Raw genomic sequence first — 21,612 nt, forward strand, 5'->3', positions numbered from 1 at the left:
TGCAGCTATACTTTTGCTGAGCAGAACAAGGATATGACCCCGTCCTTCGCGGCCGGCACCGCTTTGCATTGGGGGTTGGACGATGACGCAGAGTCTTCCACCAGAGCCTTCCAGCAGGCTACCGTCGCCGCTATTCGCCATAGCGGGGGGCATTCTTTTTGTGGCGGTTTTGCTGGCGGTGCTGATCTACTTCGATGTGCATGAGCAGGTGGTCGCGCTGTTGGAGTGGTTCAGGGACCAGGGCGTCTGGGCGCCGGTGCTGTTCATGCTGGTCATGGCCGCTGTGGTGGTGCTGCTGCTTCCGGGCGCGCTGTTCACCGTGGGGGCGGGCTTTGTGTTTGGCCCGGTGCTGGGGACCTGCTATGTGGTGGTGGGTACCACGCTCGGCGCTACCCTGGCTTTTCTGGGCGCCCGCTATTTTTTTGGGGCCCGTGCGCGCCAGTTCGTCGTAAGGCACACCCGCCTGAGGCTGGTCAGTGAGGAACTGACGCCCAATGGCTGGAAAATTGTTCTGCTGATCCGCCTTATTCCCTTCTTTCCCAGCAAGCTGGCCAATTATTTTTTTGGCCTGACCCAGTTTCGGCTGTCGGGTTATATGGTGGGGTCGTTTATCGGTTTTATTCCTTTCTCCCTGCACAATGTGTACCTGGGCTCCATCGTTGCCGATCTGTCGCAACTGGGTACCCGGGAACTGGATCGTTCTCCGCTGGAGTGGGGGATTTACGGTCTCGGCTTCGTCGCGACGGTGGTGGCGATTGTGTACCTCAACCGCCTGGCCCGGCGCGCTCTGGCGCCCTATACCGACCCACCGGGCACCGATGACAATGCCGCTGCCCGCGGGGGCACGCCATGACCTGGATGAAGTGGTTACCCTGGCGTTTTGCCATTCGCTATGTGGCCCGCAAACACGGGTTCCTGGACCCGGTGGCTCTGCTGGCGCGGCTGCATCAGTTTGCTCAGCCCTCGGAAGTGGGGGAGCCAATCGAGTTGCTGCGCGCCGGCGTGGTATTTCACGCGCGGGGGCTGATCAACAGTCGGGTAATCCAGCACAACCTGGACTGGGTCTGGCCCTTCTGGATCGAGCGGCAGTTCGACCCTTGCGACCCGTCGTTTATTCCGCGCGCCTTCTCCATTACCCACATCAACCTGACCCACCGCAACTGGACGGCCATCGGTTACCCGGACGTGGAAGAGCTACCCATTGTCGATCCCCGGGGGCTGTTGACCCCGTTTCTCGACGGTTGGTCGCTGGACGGCTGGCTGTTGGCCGGGGACGGCCGCTGCCTGTTGCCCTCGCGCACGCCGGCGTGTCGGCAGCAGCAACAACTGACGCCGGGGCTGAGCATCAGCACCGAGAGCGCCATGGACGACCTCCAGTTGACCGCCCGGGCACGGGTGGTGTTGGAAGCGGGCCAGCCGGTATGCCAGTTGCAGTTGAGCGGACGGGCAGCCAGCGACGGCTGGCTGGTGCTGGCGCTGCGGCCACAGAACCCGGAGGGGATCAGTTTTGTACACCGGGTCAGCCTGTCCCCGGAGCGCGATGCCTGGCTGGTTGACGGTGTGCGACGGGTGGAATTCGACACCCGGGTGGCGCGGCACCACGTATCCGATTATCGCGACGGGGATGTCTATATCCATCTGCTGGAGCGGGAAGAACAGACGCAGGGAATTTGCGACGTCGGCATGGTGACGGCGGCGGCGATGTTTCCTGTGGTGGCGGGGCAGACGTGCGAGGTCCGGGCCAGTATTCCTCTTTCAGAGGGGAGCGAAAAGGCTTATCCGCAAGAGGCTTGGCCGACTCTTCAAGCGCAACATTGCCGACTCAGCTGCCCCGAGGCGCGCTACCAGTTTCTCTATGACGCGGCCATCAGCTCCCTGATTCTGCATTCCCCAAAAGATGTATACCCGGGGCCGTTCACTTACAAGCGGTTCTGGTTTCGTGATGCCGCCTTTCTGATTCACGCCCTGCTGTGCGCGGGTTTTACCGAGCGGGCGGAGCGGGCGCTGGCGCAATTTCCGGCGCGGCAGACGGCGACCGGCTTTTTTCGATCGCAAGAGGGGGAGTGGGATTCCAACGGCCAGGTGCTGTGGATTCTGGAACGCTTCTTCGCCATGACGGGTAAGACACCCTCGCCCAACTGGCTGAAATGCATCAAGCGTGGCGCCCGCTGGATCGAGCGCAAGCGGATCAGGAACGCGCCGGATGCACCGCACGCCGGTTTGTTGCCCGCCGGGTTCAGTGCCGAGCATCTGGGCCCCAATGATTATTACTACTGGGACGACTTTTGGGGCGTGGCGGGGTTGCGTGCTGCGGCCCGCTTGTTGGGTGAACAGGATCCCGAGGCGAGCGAGACCTTTGCTAAGGGAGCGGATGACTTTGCCGCAGCCATCGAGCGCAGTCTGGCGGGCTGTGAGATCCGGCTGGGGCGCCCGGCCATGCCGGCCTCTCCCTACCGGCGACTGGATGCCGGAGCCATCGGTTCCCTGGCGGTGGGTTACCCGATCCAGGGTTGTGCCCCGACGGACCGGCGTCTGCTGGATACCGTCGAGTTTCTGCTCAAGCACTGCTTTGTGAACGGTGCTTTCTACCAGGACATGATTCATTCCGGGCTCAATGCCTACCTGACGCTGCACGTTGCCCAGGTATTGCTGCGTGCCGGTGACTCGCGCTATCTGGACTTGATGGATAGTGTCGCCGAGCTGGCGTCGCCAACGGGGCAATGGCCCGAGGCAATTCATCCTCTCACCGGGGGTGGTTGCATGGGGGATGGCCACCACGTCTGGGCGTCGGCGGAATGGGTGCTGATGGTACGGCACTGTTTTGTGCGGGAGGAGGGCGGTCAGCTGATTCTCTGCGATGGGATTCCGGCCCGCTGGCTCGAGCAGGAGCAACCCATCCACTTTGGGCCGGCGCCCACAGCGTTCGGTGCGGTGACGCTCAGCCTCTGGCCCAATCCCGGCGCTCAGCCTCGCGTGGAGTGGCAGGGGGACTGGCACCGGGAGGCGCCGGACATTGTTCTGGCCCTGCCCGGTTACGAGCGGGTTCATGTCAGCGCCGAGCGGAATGCCTGTGTGCTGCGAAGGACGGTTAAAGAGGACGCTGAGCGATGAACATTTTATTGGTAACCAATACCTTTACGCCACACGTTGGCGGGGTGTCACGCTCGGTGGTCGCCTTTGCCCGGGAATACCGACAGCGCGGTCACCGGGTATTGGTGCTGGCTCCCCGGTTTCCCAACATGCCCGCACGAGAACAGGACGTCGTGCGCGTCGCGGCCATCCAGAATTTCAATGCCAGTGATTTCTCGGTGGCGCTGCCGTTTCATCAGGGATTGAGCGATGCCCTGGATGACTTTGAGCCGGATATTGTCCATTCCCAGCATCCGTTCCTTTTGGGAATGACCGCTCTGCGGGTGGCCCGCTACCGGAAGTTACCCCTGGTATTCACCCATCACACACTGTACGAGCAGTACACGCACTATGTGCCGGGGGACTCGCCGGCGCTCAAACGTTTCGCCATTGAGTTGGCCACCCGCTACGCCAACCAGTGTGACTGGGTGTTTGCCCCCAGCGACAGCATCCGGCAACTGCTGACCGAGCGCGGCGTCACCACCCCGGTCAGCGTCGTCCCGACCGGTGTGTCTCTGGAGAACTTCGCCCGGGGGGATGGCGCGGCCGTGCGCGAGCAGTGCGGGATACCGCGGGATGCCTTTGTGGTCGGGCATCTCGGTCGATTGGCGCCGGAGAAGAATCTCGCGTTTATGACGGCGGCGTTGGTGGATTTTTTGCGAGTCCACTCCGATGGTCACTGCCTGGTGGTCGGTGAGGGCCCCTATGCCGGTGAGCTGCGCGCGGCTTTTCAGCAGGCCGGGCTGGCGGCGCGGCTGCATACTCTCGGAGTCCTCCTGCAACAGTCTCTCGCCAATGCCCTCCATTCGATGGATGTATTTGCGTTTGCCTCTCTCAGCGAAACCCAGGGCATGGTGCTGACCGAAGCCATGGCGGCGGGCTTGCCGGTGGTGGCGTTGGATGCCTCGGGTGTGCGGGAGGTGGTGAGGGATGGCTGGAACGGGCGCCTGTTGCCGACCGGGAGCGTGGCATCATTCAGTGACGCCCTGGGCTGGGTTCGGGCGTTGCCCGCCGAGCAGCGGGCGGTATTGCGACGGCATGCGCTGGAGACCGCCGAGACCTACTCCATGCCCCGATCGGCGGACAAGGCTCTGGGGCTCTATGCCGACCTGATCGCCCGGGGCGGCACCGGTAGGGGCGGCGAGGACCGTCACTGGGAGGATGTGCTCACCTGGATCAGGACGGAGTGGAAAATCCTGAAAAGCCTGGCGGAAGCCGGAGATGCGGCGGTCACCCCGGTTCATCCCAAGGACCCGAAAAAGGGTGGGCAGACAGCACCATGATTGGCCGGGTGGAGGTGTTCTTTCGTCGGTTGCGTCGCAACCTCAGCCGCAGCCTCTGGTTATCGAGACTGCTGAAGTTGCCGGTGTCCGAGGGTTCGCCCAATCGGCCCGGTCTGATTATGGTGCAGGTGGATGGCCTCTCCCAGCGACAGTTTGAACGGGCACTGGCAAAAGGGGAGTTGCCCTTTCTCCGACGTCTGCTGCAACGCGAGCATTACCGGGTACACCCGCACTACTCCGGGTTGCCTTCGTCGACGCCGGCGGTTCAGGCCGAGCTGTTTTACGGTGTCAAAGGGGCGGTCCCCGCGTTTTCGTTTCGCGACCGTGATACCGGTAAACGGGTCAGCATGTTTGACGCCGACGCCGCAACCAAGGTGCAGGAACGCTGCGCCAGTGAAGAGTTCGAACCGTTGCTGAAAGCGGGTAGCGCCTACGTCGATAACTACACCGGTGGCGCCAGTGAGGCGCACTTCTGCGCAACGTCTGTCGGATGGGGCCCGGCCTTGCGCAGCGCCAATCCTCTGGTGCTGATCGCGTTTCTGTGCGTCAACTTTTACAGCTTTCTGCGCATGCTCGTTCTGTTTTTCACCGAGCTGGGTTTGTCACTGGTGGATGCGATTCGCGGCGTTACCCGCGGTCAGGATATCGTTACCGAGTTGAAATTCATCCCGGCGCGGGTGGGAATTACCATTCTCCTGCGCGAGCTGTGCGTGATCGGTGGCAAGATCGATATCGTCCGGGGGCTGCCGGTCATTCACATCAATTTTCTCGGGTATGACGAACAGGCTCATCGACGGGGCCCGGGTTCCCTGTTCGCCCACTGGACGCTGAAAGGCATCGATGATGCCATATCCCGTTTATGGCATGCGGCTCATCATGCGCCGTGGCGCCACTATGATCTGTGGGTGTATTCCGATCACGGCCAGTCGCACGCTACGAACTATCACGAGATGCAAGGCTACAGCCTTAAAGATGCGGTGGTTCGGGCCGCGGAAACCCTGGCACTGAACGCCGCCACCGAGCTCAGGACCAGGCCCCCCAGTAAACAGGGGCAACGCGCGCGGGTACTGGGAGGGCGACGGGTGCAACGCTGGTTTTCCGTGTTGGGCATCAACGGCGATGAGGTGCCGGCGCAACATTGGGTTGTCTCCGCCCTGGGCCCGGTGGGGCATGCCTATTCGCCGGTGCCGTTGAGTGACCGGGAGCGGGTGGCGCTGAGCCATGAGCTGGTACACACGCACAGGGTTTCTGCGGTGCTGACCGTGATGGCCTCCGGAAGCATCCTCGCCTGTACCGCTCAGGGGGAACTGTCACTCCCGGAGGACAGTGCGCGGCTGTTTGGTGCCGGGCACCCGTTTGTGGCGGTGATGGGTGACGACCTGGTGCGATTGTGTCGGCACAAGGATGCGGGCGACCTGGTCCTGCTGGGCTGGTGTGATGGCGCGCCGTCGCTGACCTTTGCCCAGGAGAATGGTGCACACGGCGGTGTGGCACCAGAGGAAACCGGCGGCTTCGCACTCTTGCCCAGAGACGTACCCTTGCGGGCCTCGCCTCACCCTTTCCTGCGCCCTCTGGACCTGCGCGAGGCGGCGTTGCGACTTCTCGGGAGGGCGGAACCTCATGCGACGACCGGCACTTTTCAGTGGGAAACCCCGAAGGCGGAGAGTCTTCGGGTGATGACCTACAACGTCCACAGCTGTATCGGCATGGATGGCAAAGTGGATACCCGGCGTATCGCCCGCGTGATTGCCCAGGCTCAACCGGATGTCGTGGCGCTGCAGGAACTGGATGTGGGCAAGGCGCGCAGCTTTGGCAAGGACCAGGCTCATCTGATTGCGCGCCATCTGGATATGGACTTCCACTTTCATCCGGTCATTCATCTGGAGGAGGAACTCTACGGAGACGCCATCCTGACGCGATTACCCCTGCGCCTGATCAAGGCGGGGCCCTTGCCCGGTCTGGAGGGCAACCTTCAGCGAGAGCCGCGCGGGGCTCTGTGGGTGGCGGTAGAATTCAGGGACCGTGAAATTCAGATCATCAATACTCACCTGGGACTGAGCGTGCGTGAGCGCGGGGTTCAGGTCGACGCACTACTGGGCCGCGAGTGGTTGAGTCACGCCGACTGCCAGGGACCGGTGATACTGTGTGGCGATTTCAACGCAATGCCGTCGTCGGCGGTTTACCGCCAGTTGGCCGCCCGTTTCAAGGATGTGCAGACCCAGATTCCGGGGCTCAGGCCACGAGGCACTTTTTTCAGCCGCTTTCCCCAGATGCGCCTCGACCACATTTTCATCAGCGATGATCTGGCGGCGGTCACTATGACCACCATCGATTCCCAACTGGCGCGCACGGCCTCGGATCACCTGCCACTGGTGGCGGAGGTTCTGGTTTCTGGCAGGCCGTAATGTTTTGACAAAGACGTCGCGGTAAACGACCCTCACGCAGAACGCTTGACGATTTGGCCGCACGAAGCGGAACCGGTCATTTCGCCTCGCACCCTTCATCCGGTGTTATTGAGCAGTGATGAAACGTCTGACTGACAAAACTCTCCCGGGTCCCGCGTTTGTCGCGCTGGCCGCATTCTGCTGGGGGCTGTCGGGCGGCATCGGCGGTATACTGACCAGCGAGGGTTGGGCGCCGCTGGTGGTGTCGTTTTACCGGGGCGCGATCGGGTTGCTGTTTGTGCTCGCCTGGTTGGTCATCCGGCCGGGTGGCAGTGGGTTGGCCAGCCGCCCCTGGCGGTTCTGAGTGCGCCGACCTGGCCCCTGTTTGTGCTTCTGGGCCTGCTGGGGGCGGGCCTGTCGTTCGTGATCTACCTTCGGGGCCTTCACTATACGCCACCGGCCGTGGCCTCCATTGTGGCCATGGTCGAGCCGGTTACCGCCTCCCTGTTCGGCGTGGTGCTGTTGAATGAAAGTCTGGGGCGCTTCCAGGTGCTGGGACTGGTGATGATTCTGGTGACGGTCACGGCGCTGAGCGTCTATTCGAATGTCCGGCCGGCCTCCGGAGAGCATCCCGGAGCGTCGGAGCACCCGCCTTAGACTTGCTGTTGGCAGACGCCGGTGGTCTGATCCGGTCCGCCGTTGGCACTGTTCGGCGCGGGGCGCCCCTCGCTGCGGCTGATAATTTACCGCCCGCCATATTTCAATCACGCATTTTCTGGGTTACAATTGCCTAAATTTGATTGAAAATGATTTATAATGAAATCAATTTGGCGCCTTTTTCTTCCGTAAAGGGCTCTTATTCTGCCGATGTATTCGTGATGGTAGGAGAATAATAATGACAGCTCGCCCCCCGTTGTCCCGGGCGCTGAAAGCGCTCTGTGTGGGCATCACCCTGTCTTTGGCGGTTGCCGCGATTGCGGCTTCCGGCATTCTGTCCGGAGCAACCCGCGGTACCACCCTGTTTATCGCTTACGCCCAGAACAGCCAGCCGGTCATTGATGCTCTGCATCTGCTGGGGCGGCGAATCGAGGAGAAGACCGGGGGTGAGGTGAAGGTCCGCTTTTTTCCGGACAGTCAGCTCGGCGGTGAGCGTGAGTTGGTGGAGTTGCTGCAAGTGGGCGCGGTGGATATCACCAAGGTATCCGCCGGCCTGATGGAGAGTTTTTCCCCCATCTACGGTGTCTTTTCCATGCCTTTCCTCTTCGAGGATACCGGGCATTTCTACCGTGTCATGGATAACCCCGACATCATGCAACCCATCTATGCGTCCACCCGAAAGAACGGGTTTGTCGGTATGGGTTATTACGACTCAGGCTCACGCAATTTTTACGTGAAAGATGACCCGATCCGCTCTGTGGAAGACCTCCAGGGGCGGAAGATCCGGGTCATGCAGAGCGAGGCGGCCATTGAAATGATGCGCCTGTTGGGAGCGACACCGGTGGCCATGGGGCAGGCCGAGGTGTACACCGCGATGCAACAGGGCATTCTCGACGGAGCGGAAAACAACGAGTTCGCACTGACCATCGCCCGGCACGCCGAAATCGCCAAGCACTACACCTACACCATGCATACGCGTATTCCCGACGTGGTGGTCATCAGTAATATGACGCTGAACAAACTCAATGATGACCAGAAGAGGGCGGTTTACGAGGCCATGGCGGAGTCCATTGAATTTCAGAAACAGGCCTGGAATGAGGCGGTGGCGGAGACCCGTCAATTGGCGATCGATGAGTTCGATGTGAACTTTATTGACGTCAAGCTCGCTCCCTTTCGAGAGGCGGTTGAACCCATGTATGAGGACCTGAAGCAATATCCCGAACAGTATTCACTGTATCGCGAAATCAGGTCCACAGCAGATGAAGCGGAGTAGGGTATGCGTTTGATCAACGGGATTCGAACCGTGATGGACCGCCTGGTTGAGGTGGTGTGCAGCGTCTGGTTGCTGGTGATGGTCGCCATGACCTGTTGGCAGATCATCAGTCGTTATCTGTTGGGAGCACCCAGTACGTATTCAGAGGAGTTTCTTCGTTTCTCCCTTGTCTGGGTGTCCATGATTTCGATGGCCTATGTGGCCGGCTTGCGCAAGCATGTCGCCTTTACGCTGTTTTCGGACAAAGTGTCGGTTCACTGGCAACACTACTGGCAGATTCTGATTGAGCTGGCCTTTCTGGCGTTTGCCATCTTTGTTCTGGTTCAGGGTGGATACAATGCGACCAGCATTACCATGAATCAGGTATCGCCGTCGCTGGGGTTGCCCATGGGGTATGTCTACTCGGCGTTACCGCTGGCCGGGGGGATTCTGGCGGTGTACAGCGTGTTGAACTGCATCGAGTTGTTGGTGAAAGAGTTGCGCCCGCAAGAGGAGGCCCCTCAGGATGTTTGATGCGGCGCTGTTACTGATCGGGTCTTTTGCATTTTTACTGGTGCTGGGTATTCCCATCGGCATCTGTATCGCGGTTTCCTCCGTGATCACCATCGCTTCGGTGCTGCCCATGGATGTTGCGCTGTTCACCACGGCGCAAAAGATATTTTCCAGCCTGGATAGTTTCTCTCTGCTGGCGGTTCCTTTTTTCATTCTGTCCGGGGTGATCATGAACTCCGGGGGTATCGCCATGCGGCTGGTGAATTTTGCCAAGCTGTTCAGCGGACACATTCCCGGCTCTCTGTCTCATACCAATATTGCCGGCAACATGATGTTCGGGGCCATTTCGGGTTCGGCGATTGCGGCGTCCACCTCTATTGGTGGGGTCATGGTGCCGATGAGTAAAAAGGAGGGCTACAGCAGTCCGTTCGCGGCGGCGGTCAATATTGCCTCGGCGCCCACGGGTATGCTCATTCCCCCCACAACAGCGTTTATCCTCTATGCGCTGGCCAGTGGCGGAACTTCCATCGCGGCGCTGTTTGCGGGCGGTCTGGTGGCCGGCGTGCTCTGGGGCGCGGGCTGTATGCTGGTGACTTACCTCATTGCCCGCCGCCGGGGTTATCGCTCCGTGGTGCTGGTCGAAAAAGGGGTGGCGGCACGTGTCACAATGGAAGCCCTGCCCAGCCTGTTGCTGATTATCGTCGTGGTGGTTGGTATCGTCGGCGGAGTGTTTACGGCAATTGAGGCCTCCGCCGTCGCGGTTGCCTACACCGCTTTTCTGACCATGGTGGTCTATCGCACGGTGTCTTTTGGTGACCTCCGGGGTATTCTGGTTCAGTCATTGGTGATGACCGGAATCATCATGTTCCTGTTGGGGACGTCCTCGGCCATGTCCTTTGCAATGGCGATTACCGGGCTGCCGGATCTGATCAGCAGTGTCATTCTCGGGCTTTCCGAGAATCCCGTCATGGTGTTACTGATCATCACACTGTTTCTGCTGATTATCGGCACCTTTATGGATATTGGACCAGCCATCCTGATTTTTACCCCGATATTGTTGCCCATCGCCCTGAAAATTGGCGTGGATCCGGTGCATTTCGGTATTCTGATGGTTTACAACCTGAGTATTGGTACCATCACACCTCCGGTAGGCAGTGGGCTGTATGTCGGCGCCAGTGTCGCGGATGAAAAGGTTGAGAAAATACTGCCATCGCTTCTGCCCTTCTATGGGATCATCATTCTGGTGCTGATCCTGATTGCGCTGGTTCCGGACGTTACCTTGTTCTTGCCACGATTGATGGACTTGTAGGGTGGCGCTTGACTCGGCGGTGGCGTAAATACCACTGACTATACCTGTAAGGGAGATCGCATGATCCGACATATTCTGCTGGTCAAATTCAAACCGGAGGCAACCGCTTCGGAGATCGAGAACGTCCGCACTCTGTTTGAGTCCATGGTTACCCGTGTGGAGGGGGTCGAAGCGGTGGAGTGGGGGCTTAATGATAGTCCCGAAGGGTTGAACCAGGGGTTTACCCACGCCGTTCTGATGACTTTTGCCGATGAGCAGGCGCGGGAGCGCTATCTGCCTCATCCGGAACATGAGGCGCTCAAGGCGGAGTTTGTGCCGCTGGTGGCAGACATTGTCGTTTTTGACTATCCGGTCGCGTAATTAAGGGGGCGTGCCATGGTGTTTTTAAATAACCGCATCAACCTGACTCGCATAACGGGCCGAGCCGCCGGTGCATTGCTTTTTATTGGGCTGACGGCCTGCAGCGCCACGGAGCAGAGTCAGGACTCTGGAGAGTGGCAGTCGCTGTTCAACGGGAAGGATCTCGATGGATGGGTGGTGAAAATCCACCGCCATGCGGTGGGTGATAATTACGCGGACACGTTCCGGGTTGCCGATGGGGTGATTCAGGTTAACTATGAGGGGTACGATGAAGGTTTTGGTGAACGGTTTGGACACCTGTTCTACAAGGAGCCGTTTTCATCCTATCACCTGAAGTTCGAGTACCGGTTTACGGACCAGTGGCTCGAGGATGCTCCTGGGTACGCTTATCGGAACAGTGGCATCATGTTTCACGCTCAGGATCCGAACACCATACTGAAGGGGCAGGATTGGCCCATTTCGGTGGAGTATCAGATGCTGGCGGACCGGGGGGATGGAAACCCGCGGCCGACCGGGAACATGTGCTCTCCGGGCACGGACGTGGTGTATCAAGGCGAGCTGGATGACCGACACTGCATCAACTCGACATCGGCCACCTATCCGCCCGGCGAGTGGGTTGAAGGTGAGCTGATCGTTCATGGTGATTCTCGGGTGGTTCACAAGGTGAATGGCGAGACAGTACTCGAATACACCGATCCGCAGATCGGTGGTGGTGTGGTGAGCGGTTACGACCCTGGTATCAAAGTGGATGGGCAGCCGTTGAACGAAGGTTACATCGCGCTGCAGTCGGAGGGGCAGGGCATTGAGTTCAGAGGTATAAAGATCAAGCCGTTGAAGTAATTGATGCGTCAGGTGCTCGAATAAAGTGTCACGTTTTCAGGTCACCGGCGAAAGACGTTTGCCGGTGACCGTTTGATCCTCTCGCGGTGCGCCACTGCCCTGCGTGTGCGACCGTTTCCGTCTCTCCCGTTCCAGATTGATCAAGTGCAAAAAACCGTAAAGCGGTTGCGCTCCGGTTTTTTTAGTAATATCCTCTCCCGTGCCTGTAATCGGTTACAAAAATGGTATTCAGGTGACCCGACAGCGACCCGGTATACGGCCTGCATTGGCTAAAAAATGATCATAAAGCCGCTGTTTTAAGCCAAAAAGACGAAATAAGTGACAGTTGTGATGCGCATCCCAATGCGTATCGATGATCATTTTGGTGTCATTTTCGGGGGCATACCCCCGGGCTGGGCAGGCCTTCGGGCCGATGATAAAAACCCAAAGCAAGTGATAGGAGAGTTCCATGTCACCCAGAACAAAGTCTTTTCAGAAGCGACTCCTGCCGGCGGTTATGGCCGCCTGTGCGGCTGGCAGCCTGGCTGCACCGACACTGGCGCAGGACGATAGGCAATTGTTGGAAGAAGTGATCGTCACCGGTGTTCGCAGTGCTCAGGAGACGGCGGTCAACGTCAAGCGCGATTCCGACTCGATTGTGGATGCCATCTCGGCGGAAGATATCGGTAAGCTGCCGGATGTCACCATCACCGACTCCCTGCAGCGCATCAGCGGTGTGCAGGTTCGCCGCAACGCCGGGGAAGGGGGCTCATTGAATATTCGTGGTCTGGGGCAGGTCTCCACCACACTCAATGGTGAGTCCTATCTGGGTGCCAACTCCATTACCACCGTGCAACCGGACTACTCGGACATCCCGTCCCAGCTGTTTTCCGGTACTCAGGTCATCAAGTCCCAAACGGCGGCCAATCATCCGGGTGGCATCAGCGGTGTGGTCAATCTGGAAACCTATCGCCCGCTCGACAGCGGCTTTGACGACGGCTGGACCCTTTCCGGTGCGGCGCAAGTGGGACGAGGCAAGGAGACCGGTGAAACCGATCCTTCCGTGAATTTCCTGGCGAACTGGCGTACTGACACTGTGGGTTTCCTGGTGTCGTTTGCCCATCAGACCTCCAATTTGGCCAATACCTACTCGGGCATGAATGGTGATGCCGGCTGGACGGGCTTCGCTTCGGAGCGCGATGGTGCGGAATACAGTTGGGTCAGCGCCGACACGCAACTTGGTGGCATGGGTGACCGGGTGACCGCTGACGGTGTGGATGTGAACGACAATGGTGTGGTTGGCGACACGTTTTGGGCCTATCAGGGCCACTCGGCGTTCAACCGCGCCTCCGAGCGCGAGCGCGACGGTTTGAATGCGGCGTTCCAGGCGGATCTGGGCAATGGCTTTGAGGTAGTTGCCGAAGCGTTCTACACCAAAATGGAAGACTATGATCGCCAGATGGGCGTCGCCTTCTCCGACAAATGGAACCGGTGGGGCTGGGCCTACCCGAGCATCAGTACACCCAAGGGCGTTGAGGTGAGCGGCGGCGAGCTGCATACCGTTCAGGAGTTTACCGGCAATGGCATGCGCCTGAAGTCCTACTCGGATGTGGGTGTGACGGAAGCGGAGTCCCGAAACTTCAATCTGGAGCTGAATTACGACAATGGTGGCGCCTTTACCGGCAGCGCACGGTTGGTCAGTGGCAGTGCCGAGCAGGAGCAACTGAACAGCTACATGGATATCGACCTGGCCAGTGGTCGCCAGTGGGGTGTTGACTGTCAGTTGTATCCGGCCGGCACCGCCGGGGAGCAGGGCGACTGCGCGGATGGCCGTCTGCAGACCAATCCGAATGGCTATCAGGGCTGGCCGGTGCTCACGGTGAACTATCAGGGTGATAACCCTCACTGGAGCGGTTGGGACAACAACGCGAACCTGGATCGGGATGGTCAACCTCAGGCCGGTATCGACAGTCGCAGCCTGCAGAGTTATGTCGATGACGTGAACAGCTATTCACTGGGGGCCTTTGCGTCGGAGAACAACTTCCTGCGCGAAGGGGACGTGGATGTGGTCCGTTTTGACGGACGTTACGACGTGGCTTTCGGCATGCTCGACAGCGTCGACTTTGGTGTGCGTTACAGCCAACGAAGCGTGGACAACTTCGAGTTTGATTTGCTCTCCCCGGTGGGTGGTTGTGATGTGAAATGGAAAGCGACCGACGTGGTGTTGAATGGCGGCGGTATTGAGGGTGCCTGCACCTATGGTGAGGGCGGCGAGTATTACACCGCCGGTGTGCCGACCCCCATTGCCGACCTGGATCCCATCCAGGTCAGTGATTTCGGCAGTGCCACGGGTATTCCGCCGGTCTGGACAGTGAACCCGGAATACATGGATGACGTGGAAGGCGTGCACAATCAGTTGTATCCGGGCACGCGCCGGGCGATCAATCCGGGGCGGTCCTATGGTGTCGACCTGGATGAAATGAGCACTTACGTCAAAGCCAATTTCTCCCGCGGTATCATGAGCGGTAATGTCGGTGTGCGGGTGGTGGAAACCGACCTCACCGTGGACCAGAACCAGGTGGGTAGCCCGCAGCCCTACGGTGCCGCCAACGAGTTTCTGGGCCAGGTCAGTACCGAACGTTCCTACAGCGATGTGTTGCCGTCGTTGAACCTGCGTTTTGATCTGACCGACGAGTGGGTATTGCGTGCGGCGGCGACCAAAACCATGGCACCGCTGGATCTGGCACAGTGGGGGGCCGGCCTGGCACCCAACTATGCTATTGACGGTGAACCGGGCAGCGATACCTACCAGCAATTTATCGTGATTGGTGGTAACGCGGATGGTAATCCGGAGTTGGACCCCTGGCGCGCGGATAACTACGATCTGTCGCTGGAATACTATCTGGGGCCCGCCAGTGCCTTGAGTGCCGGTTTGTTCTACATCGATGTCGAGAGCTTCATCGAGAGCGGTTCCGTGCAGATGGCACTGCCGGATCAGGACGGTGTGGTACGCCGGGAAGTGGAAGTGTCCACCAGTGTTCAGGGCAGCGGCGGTGAGCTGAAAGGTCTCGAGTTGAGCGCCAAGCTGGCCTTCGGTGACTTCCTGTACGACAGTGTGCTGGAGGATTTTGGTGCGGACGTAAACTACACCTACTCACCCAGCGAGTCCGGCAATCAGGATCTCAACGGCGGTGACCTGCCGTTCCAGGATAACTCCGAGCATGTGTTCAACCTGGTGGGTTGGTACGAGTCCGGTCCCTTCCAGGCTCGGGTGGCGTACAACTACCGCAGCGAGCGTGTAGCGGGTTACAACCAGACCTGGGGCAATGGCGCCCTGTGGCAGGAGGCGACCGGCTATGTGGACCTGTCGGCCAGTTACGATATCAATGACGCGGTCAATGTGTTCTTCAACGCGTCCAACATCACCGACGAAAAAGAGCAGTACTACCTCGAATTTGAAGATCAATTCGCCTGGCAGTATGAGTATGAAGCCCGGTACACCCTGGGGGTACGTGCGACTTTTTAAGCGGCGATAGAAAACCGGCCGTCAACGGTGTTGACGGCCGGTTTTTTTGTGCCCGGAATCGGTGGGCCCGAGCGGGCTCAACCAGCGGAATCCGGCGTATCGGTCCAGGCTTTCAATCGTTCAGCGGTGGCTTCATCGACCACCTCCAGTATCACCCGTTGCCGTTCGTCATCCACGCCCTGAATAATCACATGGACCTGTTGGTCAAGTTGGTATTGCTGGGCTTCCAGGGTAATTTTCAGGCGTCGTGAGTCAAACGCCGGTTTGACGTCGTCTTTCGCCAGGCGCACAAAACCCTCAATGCCCCAGTCGTCCAGGCGCACCCCGAAGCCCATGGAGTTCACCAGGGCGATGGTGCCCGTGTGTACGCTGCCAATCTTGTCGCGTACAAAATCACAGGCCAGCCACTGCTCCAGCTGGCGACAGGCCTGACGGCCTTTCTGAAGCTGGTTCTGCAGGTCTTCAAGCAGCGTGGGTTCCGGTGACTGGGCGGGTTGCTCGCGCAGAATCCGCTTGATGGCCCGGTGATTGTAAAAGTCGTGGTAGCGCCGGATCGGCGAGGTGACCGTGGCGTAATGGGGAAAGCCCAGGCCAAAGTGTTCGCTGGCATCGGCGGACAGGGAGGCGGCCTGCAGCATCCGTTGGACAAGAGGCAGCAGGGACTCGAATTCCGGAGTATTGTCCGGGTTGACCCGCAGATCGCGCAGCAGCTTCTGGAAGTGACGCAGCGCGGTCAGGTCGCCCACCTCGTAGTCCGGAACGTCTTCGTTCAGCAGGCTGACGGCATCGTCCAGTCGTTCCGGACGGAAGCCGACGTGGTTGGAGAAAATGCCGTGCCCGGGGTGCCGGGTGAACAGTTCTCCCGCACAGATGTTGGTGGCAAGCATGGACTCTTCGACAATCCGGTGCGCCTTGGTGCGCTCGCGTTTCTCGATGCGTTCGATTTTCTTCTGATCGTTCAGGACGAAGTAATAGTCCGGACGGTCTTCCATCATCAACGCGTGCTGATGACGGTAGTCGCTGCGTGCGGTGGCGCAGGCGTACAGGGCTTTGAGCATCTCGACCCGCTCGGCGGGCAAGTCAGCGGGGGCGTCCTCACCGTCGAGCAGCTCGGTGACGCCGGTGTAGCTCAGCTTGTGGTGAGAGCGGATCAGGGCCTCGGAAAACCGGTAGTCAGTAATGGTGCCGTCCTGCTGGATGTGCATCTGGCACACCAGGGCCGGGCGGCGCTGATCCGGCACCAGTGAAAAGGTGTCGTGGGACAGCTCCGCCGGCAGCATGGTCACACTCTGGCCCAGCAGGTAGACGGTGCTGGCCCGGCTCGCGGCGGCCTGGTCCAGCGGGGTGCCCGGTTCGATGTAGCGGCTCGGATCGGCGATGGCGACCCAGAGGTCCCAGCCGTCCTCGCGCGCCTCCAGGTAAACCGCATCGTCCATATCCCGCGTGGTTTCGGCGTCGATGGTCACAAAGGGGCGATCGGTCAGGTCTTCCTGGTGATCATCTGCGGTGATGGGCGTCAGGTTGATGGCCTGGGCCTGATCCCGCGCCTTATCGGACCAGTCCGTCGGCAGTTCGAATTTCGCGGTGATGTAGCGGCTTTCCACTCCAGGCTCGCCGGGCTTGCCAATGGCGCTGAGAATGGTGACCTGCGCCTTGCCTTCGTGATGAAATGGATGGCGGCTGAGTTTGCAGTGAATCAGGTCGCCGTCGTCGAAGCCTTTGCGCTGATTTGGTGGAATAAACAGCCAGCGTGTAAACTGGGCGACGTCAGGCTCCACAAAATGGGCCTTGCCCTTGACGCGATAGCGACCCACAAAGGTGGTGAATTCGCTGCTCAGCAGTCGCTCCAGTTGCGCTTCCAGTTGATCTTTGCGGTTGGTGGTCAGTTGGACTTCTACCCGATCGCCGGGCATGACCTTCATGGTTTCATCGGGCGGAAGAAAGGCATCCCGCCCATCATCGAGGTGGACGAACGCAAAGCGACGGGTGGTGGTGCGCACGGTTCCTTGAGCCAGGTCCTTCTCCGAGCGAAGGTTGGATTTGAGCTGAGACAGCTGTTGCAGTGCGTTCTGATCAAACATGAGAGACAACTTCAGATTGGCAGGTTCGGTTTCGGGGTCAGGCGCGATCATAACAGGAAACCCGCCCTGACGTTACCGGGGCTGGCACAATTGGCCGGCTCCATTCTCTGGATATGTAGTAGTATTGGCGCCCTATGGATACCTTGAACCAGCTCATTCTGTTTGGCGGAATGCTGTTTGTGATCAGCATTCTCGCCAGCACCCTCTCCCCGCGCATGGGCATGCCTCTGCTGCTGGTGTTCCTTATTATCGGTATGTTGGCGGGGGAAGACGGCCTCGGTGGCATTCGTTATAACGATGTTCAATCGGCGTACTTCCTGGCCACCCTGGCGCTGGCGGTGATCCTGTTCGATGGCGGCTTGCGCACTGATCGGCACAACTTTCGGGTCGGGCTGCGCCCAGCCTTGCTCCTGGCCACCGTCGGGGTGGTGGGCACAGCGGCCCTGACCGGCGCTTTTGCCGCCTGGATTCTGGGAATTGGTTGGGTTGAGGGCTTGCTGATCGGGGCGATTGTGGGCTCCACCGATGCGGCGGCGGTATTCTCGGTATTGAACATGCAGGGGCTGGCGCTCAAGACCCGGGTGGGCGCGACGCTGGAAATCGAATCCGGTCTGAACGACCCGATGGCGATCTTTCTGACCATTATTCTGGTGGAGTTCATGGTCAGCCAGCAGAGCGGTTTTGACGCCCTGATGCTGGGGCAGTTTGTCTGGCAGATGGGGCTGGGGGCTGGCATTGGTCTGCTGGGCGGAAGGATTCTCGCCTATGGTGTCGCCCGTCTGGCCCTGAGCCCGGGGTTGTACCCTCTGTTGGCCCTGTTTGGTGGCATCTCTATTTTTGGCCTGGCAGCGGTCCTGCAGGCCAGTGGGTTCCTCGCGGTGTACCTGGCCGGCCTGGTGGTCGGTAACCGACTCTCCCGAGGGCTTTACAACATCCAGCGCTTCCATGACGGTATCGCCTGGTTGGCCCAGATCAGTCTGTTCCTGATGTTGGGCCTGCTGGTATCGCCCCGCGAACTGATGCTCTATGCACCCAGCGCCGTGCTGGTGGGGCTGTTTCTGATTCTGGTCGGGCGCCCCGTGGCGGTCTGGCTGTGTCTCATGCCGTTTCAGTTCGCCTGGCGGGAAAAGCTGTTCATAAGTTGGGTGGGGCTGCGCGGCGCGGTGCCGATTGTGCTGGCCATGTTTCCCTGGTTGGCAGGCTTTGAGAACTGGCCGTTCTTTTTCAATATCGCCTTCTTTATTGTGCTGGTGTCTCTGGTTATGCAGGGCTGGACCGTGGCGCCCCTGGCCCGCTGGTTGAAGCTCGATGTCCCCACCACTTCCTCACGGGTCCAGCGGGTCGAGTTGGGGGTGCCGGGGCAGGTGGGCTACGAGTTTGTCGGCTACAAGCTGGCCGAAGGCAGCCCGGCGCTGCGCTCGCCCACCGATAAACTGCCCTTGCCGGCGGGCGCCAGCCTGTTGTGCGTCTTGCGGGAGGATCAGCCCCTGTCGCTAAAGGAAAGTCATACCCTGGAGCCGGGAGATCACGTCTACTTGCTGGCCTCCGCCACGGACTTGCCCGCCCTCGACAAGTTGCTGGTGGGGGTGGACGAGCCGGACCGGCTGTCGGCTCAGGCGTTCTTCGGGGAATTTGTGGTCACGCCGCGGGCCAAACTGGCGGACCTCGGCATGCTCTATGGCTTTGAGGTGCCGGAGGAGATGGCCAACTGGAGTATCGCTCGGTACATCTACAGCCAATACCGCCAGCCGGTGGTGGGCGACCGGGTTCGCTTGGGTGATGTGGAATTTGTGGTGCTGGATATGCGCGACTCGAAGCTGACTCAGGTCAGCCTGAAACTCCACCGGTAAAATCCTGCCCGAATTTTCCTTCAGAAATTTTGCGCCCGGCCGATGATTATTGGCCAGGCGTGATTTTGTCTTTTCTCGGCTACACTTTAATAACCAATCCCGATGAGGCCCAGCGTTGTACGGTGGGTTGGGGCTGAAAATCGGTATTTCGATACGGTCTGTTAAACGCCGGATTTTCTTATATAGGTCTTGTTGAAGGGTTCGTTATGTTGAGTTGGTACAACAATATAAGCTTTCGATGGAAGCTGATGCTGCCTTTATCGCTTCTGGTTATTATCTTTATTGCGGTGAGCATCTACGCGGTGCGGGCGGCGCATCAAATGGGGAGCTACTCGAACACCATCGGCACCGTGAACCTTCCGGAAATCCAGCTTTTGATGCAGGCCGATCGCGACCTTTATCAGGCGCTGACCGCCGAGAGGGCCATGCTGTTAGCCGACCCGGGTAGCAGCGAAATGGATGCGCTGTATCGCGACCATCAGGATAATGCCCAGCAGACTTATGATCGCGCGATCCAATCTCTGGACCTCTCCGAGATTGCCACCCGCGAAGAGCGGGAAACCTTTCAGCAGCTCTACGATCGCTGGTTCGATCTGAGTCAATCCATTGTTCAGGATGCTCGCAGTGCCGATCGGATGACGCTCGCCTTCCTGGAGGATCGTTCCTTCGGAGAGGTGGCTGAGGCTTTCGACGCGCTTCGAACTCACCTGGACGTGGTATCCGAACGCCGCCTGGAGCAGGTTGACCGGCTCAATCAGCGGGTTGACGCGGAAGAGGCGCAGATGACCTCGATCCTTACTCTGTCGGGTGTGACGGGCACTCTGATTGCCGTGTTGGCCGCCTTGTTATTGCCCCTGGTGGTGACACGCCCTCTGAACGAAATCAGCGGCCGGATTCACGACATCGCCGAGGGCGATGGAGATCTTACCCTGCGCATCAACCTCGATCGGCGCGATGAGCTGGGACAGCTTGCCGGGCATGTGAACCGCTTTATGGACCGGTTGCAGCAATTGATTGGCGATATTCGTCACACCACCGAAGACGTTTCCGTTTCCAGTGAGCAGGTGCTGCAGGCCTCCACCAGCAGCCAGAAAGCGGCGGACGATCAGGGCCAGGCCATCAACATGGTGGTGGCGGCCGTCAATGAGCTGACCGCCGCCATTCAGGAAGTGGCGCAGAATACCAACGAGACCGCCGACAGTGCCAAAAACGCATCGGGCACCACCGATGTGGGGCGCGAGCGCATTGAGCGGGCCGTGGCCCGGGTGAACAGCCTCTCGGCCCACATTGGCGAAACGGCGGAGAGCATGCGCCGTCTGGAAGAAGAAGCCAAGAACGTCACCTCCGTCATTGATGTGATTCGCGGCGTTGCCGAGCAGACTAATCTGCTCGCGTTGAATGCCGCCATCGAGGCGGCGCGGGCGGGCGAACAGGGGCGCGGTTTTGCCGTGGTGGCGGATGAAGTCCGCACCCTGGCCAGCCGCACCCAGCAGTCTACGAGGATATCCGCACCATGCTGACTCGGCTTCAGTCCGGCGTGCAGGAAGCGGTTGAGGCCATGACCTCCAGCAGCGAAATGACCGAAGAGGCCGTCACCGCCGCCGGGGAAGCCGGGCAATCCCTGGAGGATATTGCCGAGGCGGTACAGCGGATTACCAATATGGCGATTCAGATTGCCAGTGCCGCTGAAGAGCAGAGTACCGTCACCGCCGATATCGACAAAAACATGGTGGAGATCAACGAGCTGGCGGCCCGGACGCAGGATGATGCCGCGACCACAGCGAGCGCCAGTGGACGCCTGACCGATCTGGCTTCCAGCCTGAGAGAACTGGTGGTAAGGTTCAAGGTCTGACGTTAACGAGCCGGCCCGTGTTTTCGGGCCAGGCGTGATACGAGGAGACTTCCGTGAGCGAGCCGATTGGCAACAGTCTGATACTGGTCGGTATGCCCGGCGCGGGTAAAAGCACCGTGGGGCTGCTGCTGGCGAAAGAGTTGGTCAAGGCCTTTGTGGATACCGACATTCTCATCCAGACCCAGGAGGGTAAGGCGCTTCAGGACATCATTTACGATCACGGCTACGAGTATCTGCGCAAGGTGGAAGAGCAGGTGTTATTGCAGTCGCAGTATCTCAACCATGTGATCGCCACCGGCGGCAGCGTGGTCTACAGCGACCCCGGTATGCAGCACCTGAAAAAGGCGGGTCGGATTGTGTTTCTGGACGTTCCCTTGGAGGAGCTCGAACGGCGGGTGCACAACTTTTCCACCCGGGGTATTGCTTGCGCGCCGGGACAGACTCTGGCCGACCTGTTTGAGGAGCGTCGGGCCCTGTATCAGCGCTATGCCGATATCACGGTGGACTGTGCGACCAAGCATCAGGATGAGGTGGTGTCGGAAATCATTTACCAGGAAGCGGAGCAATTCGCTGAAATGGATGCCTGAGGCGTCCCTG

General features: G+C 59.6%; 17 protein-coding genes. 16 read left to right on the forward strand and 1 reads right to left on the reverse strand.

Annotated elements, in window-relative coordinates:
• The first annotated feature begins 160 nt into the window (after nt 1–160).
• From OOT55_RS02785 to OOT55_RS02840, 12 genes are all read left to right on the forward strand, one after another.
• Nucleotides 161–853, forward strand: a complete 693-nt coding sequence (locus OOT55_RS02785; protein ID WP_265367641.1) for a TVP38/TMEM64 family protein — start codon at nt 161–163, stop codon at nt 851–853.
• Nucleotides 850–3,111 carry a hypothetical protein gene (locus tag OOT55_RS02790; protein ID WP_265367642.1) on the forward strand — a complete coding sequence of 754 codons (2,262 nt, stop codon included), beginning with the start codon at nt 850–852 and terminating at the stop codon, nt 3,109–3,111. The genes OOT55_RS02785 and OOT55_RS02790 overlap by 4 nt, the downstream gene beginning before the upstream one ends.
• Nucleotides 3,108–4,412 carry a glycosyltransferase gene (locus OOT55_RS02795; protein WP_265367643.1) on the forward strand — a complete coding sequence of 435 codons (1,305 nt, stop codon included), beginning with the start codon at nt 3,108–3,110 and terminating at the stop codon, nt 4,410–4,412. Before OOT55_RS02790 ends, OOT55_RS02795 begins: the two co-directional genes overlap by 4 nt.
• On the forward strand, nt 4,409–6,817 hold the full coding sequence (locus tag OOT55_RS02800) for an endonuclease/exonuclease/phosphatase family protein (RefSeq protein WP_265367644.1): 2,409 nt from the start codon (nt 4,409–4,411) through the stop codon (nt 6,815–6,817). Before OOT55_RS02795 ends, OOT55_RS02800 begins: the two co-directional genes overlap by 4 nt.
• Before the next feature lie 118 nt (nt 6,818–6,935).
• The gene (locus tag OOT55_RS02805) at nt 6,936–7,160 is read left to right on the forward strand and encodes a hypothetical protein (protein ID WP_265367645.1); all 225 of its coding nucleotides are present in this window, start codon (nt 6,936–6,938) and stop codon (nt 7,158–7,160) included.
• Nucleotides 7,161–7,183: 23 nt separating this feature from the next.
• Nucleotides 7,184–7,453 carry a DMT family transporter gene (locus OOT55_RS02810; RefSeq protein WP_265367646.1) on the forward strand — a complete coding sequence of 90 codons (270 nt, stop codon included), beginning with the start codon at nt 7,184–7,186 and terminating at the stop codon, nt 7,451–7,453.
• Nucleotides 7,454–7,691: 238 nt separating this feature from the next.
• Nucleotides 7,692–8,726: a TRAP transporter substrate-binding protein gene (locus OOT55_RS02815; RefSeq protein WP_265367647.1), complete on the forward strand. Its 1,035-nt coding sequence runs from the start codon at nt 7,692–7,694 to the stop codon at nt 8,724–8,726.
• A 3-nt stretch (nt 8,727–8,729) separates the two neighbouring features.
• Nucleotides 8,730–9,239: a TRAP transporter small permease gene (locus OOT55_RS02820; RefSeq protein WP_265367648.1), complete on the forward strand. Its 510-nt coding sequence runs from the start codon at nt 8,730–8,732 to the stop codon at nt 9,237–9,239.
• A complete protein-coding gene (locus OOT55_RS02825; RefSeq protein WP_265367649.1) occupies nt 9,232–10,527 on the forward strand; it encodes a TRAP transporter large permease in 1,296 nt (431 codons plus the stop codon). Before OOT55_RS02820 ends, OOT55_RS02825 begins: the two co-directional genes overlap by 8 nt.
• A gap of 60 nt (nt 10,528–10,587) precedes the next feature.
• The gene (locus OOT55_RS02830) at nt 10,588–10,887 is read left to right on the forward strand and encodes a Dabb family protein (protein WP_265367650.1); all 300 of its coding nucleotides are present in this window, start codon (nt 10,588–10,590) and stop codon (nt 10,885–10,887) included.
• Between the two features lie 15 nt (nt 10,888–10,902).
• Nucleotides 10,903–11,727, forward strand: coding sequence for a 3-keto-disaccharide hydrolase (locus tag OOT55_RS02835; RefSeq protein ID WP_265367651.1), 825 nt, complete (start codon nt 10,903–10,905; stop codon nt 11,725–11,727).
• 448 nt (nt 11,728–12,175) lie between these two features.
• Nucleotides 12,176–15,232: a TonB-dependent receptor gene (locus OOT55_RS02840; RefSeq protein WP_265367652.1), complete on the forward strand. Its 3,057-nt coding sequence runs from the start codon at nt 12,176–12,178 to the stop codon at nt 15,230–15,232.
• A 77-nt stretch (nt 15,233–15,309) separates the two neighbouring features.
• Here the strand turns inward: OOT55_RS02840 and OOT55_RS02845 are convergent, their stop codons facing one another.
• Nucleotides 15,310–17,313, reverse strand: coding sequence for a VacB/RNase II family 3'-5' exoribonuclease (locus OOT55_RS02845; RefSeq protein WP_265367653.1), 2,004 nt, complete (start codon nt 17,311–17,313; stop codon nt 15,310–15,312).
• Nucleotides 17,314–17,447: 134 nt separating this feature from the next.
• On the opposite strand from OOT55_RS02845, the gene OOT55_RS02850 reads away from it, so the two are divergent.
• The 4 genes from OOT55_RS02850 to OOT55_RS02865 all read left to right on the forward strand — a co-directional run bounded on the left by OOT55_RS02850 (nt 17,448) and on the right by OOT55_RS02865 (nt 21,602).
• Nucleotides 17,448–19,163: a potassium/proton antiporter gene (locus OOT55_RS02850; protein WP_265367654.1), complete on the forward strand. Its 1,716-nt coding sequence runs from the start codon at nt 17,448–17,450 to the stop codon at nt 19,161–19,163.
• Between the two features lie 248 nt (nt 19,164–19,411).
• A complete protein-coding gene (locus OOT55_RS02855) occupies nt 19,412–20,683 on the forward strand; it encodes a methyl-accepting chemotaxis protein (protein WP_265367655.1) in 1,272 nt (423 codons plus the stop codon).
• The gene (locus OOT55_RS02860; RefSeq protein ID WP_265367656.1) at nt 20,677–21,015 is read left to right on the forward strand and encodes a hypothetical protein; all 339 of its coding nucleotides are present in this window, start codon (nt 20,677–20,679) and stop codon (nt 21,013–21,015) included. The genes OOT55_RS02855 and OOT55_RS02860 overlap by 7 nt, the downstream gene beginning before the upstream one ends.
• Before the next feature lie 92 nt (nt 21,016–21,107).
• Nucleotides 21,108–21,602, forward strand: coding sequence for a shikimate kinase (locus OOT55_RS02865; protein ID WP_416140988.1), 495 nt, complete (start codon nt 21,108–21,110; stop codon nt 21,600–21,602).
• Nucleotides 21,603–21,612: the final 10 nt, after the last annotated feature.

Source organism: Marinimicrobium sp. C6131, from assembly GCF_026153455.1.
Lineage (GTDB): Bacteria > Pseudomonadota > Gammaproteobacteria > Pseudomonadales > Cellvibrionaceae > Marinimicrobium.